Annotated in this window: 2 protein-coding genes and 1 pseudogene; all 3 read right to left on the bottom strand. The window is 51.5% G+C overall.

Translation table 11 applies throughout. From position 1 onward, the window contains the following. Window positions 1-548: pseudogene (locus DBO31_RS08805) on the bottom strand (RNA polymerase sigma-54 factor); the annotation flags it as partial. Between the two features lie 96 nt (window positions 549-644). Continuing rightward, entirely contained in the window at window positions 645-1,403 is a 759-nt protein-coding gene (locus DBO31_RS08800) for a sulfite exporter TauE/SafE family protein (protein ID WP_150824963.1), read from the bottom strand. Between the two features lie 217 nt (window positions 1,404-1,620). Continuing rightward, a partial coding sequence (locus DBO31_RS08795) for an indolepyruvate oxidoreductase subunit beta (RefSeq protein ID WP_150824962.1) occupies window positions 1,621-2,140 on the bottom strand: 520 nt, incomplete at its 5' end.

The following is a 2,140-nucleotide window of genomic DNA, read 5'->3' as shown; positions in this document are numbered from 1 at the left end:
TTCTGCCATTTCCCCGTGAGGAATTCCTGATAATGGTCCTGCAGGAGTTCTTCCGTCCGCGGCGGGGCATCGTCATGGCGCCGGGTCTGGATAAGCAGGGCTTCACAGATAGAACGGGCCCCGATGCCCGGCGGATCAAAGGATTGCACCAGAGCCAGTCCTTTTTCCATATCTTCCAGCGACAGGGCATAATCCTGGCCCAGAAGGTCAAGATCACCGGCAAAGAAACCTTTTTCGTCAAGGGAGCGGATGATAAGGCCGGCAGCCAGCATGGTGGCTTTGGGAACGTTTTGTACCCGCAGCTGTTTCATTAGCCCTGTTTCCAGCGAATCACCGCGGTTCTTGATATTGTCAATGGGCTTTTCCTTGCCGTCTCCGCTGCTGGAACGGACATCTTTATACCGGATATCGAGGAGGGGATTATCGGTCACCTGTTCATGGAGGAAATCGGTCAGATCTTGTGAATGAAGGGTCAGCATCTGAATGGTCAGCCGCTGTATCTGGGACAATTTTGTTTTCTGTTCCAGTTTAAGTGCTATCTTTGCCATACTATCACGTCCTTTTACCTGTATGAAATAATTATACCATGATAGATGGTAAAAAAAAGCAGTCCCACTCTGGTTTTTATCATGGGACTGCTAACATTATTCTAAAAAGAGCACCAATGCCCCGATACCGGGAATGATGGTCATGACGACTTTCAAAACCTTCTGGGGAATGCGCCGGGTAAATTTAGCTCCTATGTAGGCACCGGTCATGAGGCCGGCAACGACCTGGATGAACAAGGTGAAATCGAGATTGCCTTCCAGCAGATAACCCAAACCGCCAAACACGGCAATGGGCAGGATGACCATCATCGTCGTGCCAATAGCTACGGGAAGGGGCAGCCCAAATAAGATGAGCAGCACGAGCTGGATGAAGGGCGTCGCCCCAATGCCGAACGTGCCGGACAGACAACCGACGACGAATCCGGCCGGCACTGCGGTCAGCCAGAATCGGGAGCCACCCTCTAGTTCAGTCGTGCCCACATAGGCAAACGGCCCGGACTGGGGATGATAGAGGCGCAAGTACATGAGTGCCATAGAGAGGAGCATCATGCCACCAGTGAACCAGTGCAAATCAGCCGCCGGAATCATAGCCGCGATTTTAGCACCGGTAAACGCGCCGGCTGCACCGAATACACCGACAGCAGCTCCGGTGCGGATGCGGACATTTCCTTCACGGAAATGACTGACCGCCCCGGATAAGGTCGTAAAAGTCATGGCACTGAGACTCGTCCCCAGAGCCAGATGAATGGGCACGCCAAAGGCGGCCGTCAGCACGGCAATGACCACACCAGCTCCGCCAGCCCCGGTCAGTCCCAATAGGAACCCCAAAACAAATAACGTTATTAGAATCAACATTTCCATCACTCCTGTCCCGCCTGGTATTCCCTGAATATTACTATAGCATATTTCCGGTCATCTGTTATCTCTCCACCCAAAAGATATCCAAGAACAGCAAAGGGCTCCGTCTCTCATGGCAGGCGGAGCCCTTTATTTCATACACCTATATCTATGTCCATACTGCCGGGAAAGCAGGACCCATCTGCTGCGTTACATCTTACTTCCCGTATACGGATTAAACAGCGGCAAATCCAGCATCGAAGGCTTTCTGGTTGACTTCGATGAATTTCGGTTTGACAGCCTTGGCAATAATGGCTTTCCAATCAATGTCGGTCATGCCGATTGCCTTGATGAGTGCCCCCAGAAGGACGACGTTAGCACTTTTAGGATTGCCCAGATCGGTAGCGATCTTTGTAGCGTCCAGACTCATGGTCGGCACCTGTTCGGAGAGGCTTTCAATGATGTGTTCCGGATAGGTCCGGGACCCGGACAAAATAGGCATAGAAGGAATCCGGTAGGTATTGACGACAATTTTGCCATCTTTCTTCAAATACTTGGCATAGCGTGCCGCTTCCATTTCTTCAAAAGAAACAAGGAGATCTGCCGTCCCTTCCCCGATGATGGGAGAATAGACTTTCTTGCCAAAGCGGACCTGGGTACTGACGCTGCCGCCACGCTGGCTCATGCCGTGTACTTCTGACATTTTTACATCATATCCGTTTTCTATGAGACCCATGGTCAGGATTTTACTGGCC

This window comes from Megasphaera sp. DJF_B143 (assembly GCF_900320625.1).
In the GTDB taxonomy this organism is placed as follows: domain Bacteria; phylum Bacillota; class Negativicutes; order Veillonellales; family Megasphaeraceae; genus Megasphaera; species Megasphaera hexanoica.
The sequence above is the reverse complement of the archived record's forward strand: the minus strand, read 5'-3'. Positions and strand labels throughout refer to the sequence as shown.

Excerpts from the sequence above, each read along its gene's own strand:
- DBO31_RS08800 (WP_150824963.1), bottom strand. The coding sequence starts at position 1,403 with ATGTTGATTCTAATAACGTTATTTGTTTTGGGGTTCCTATTGGGACTG.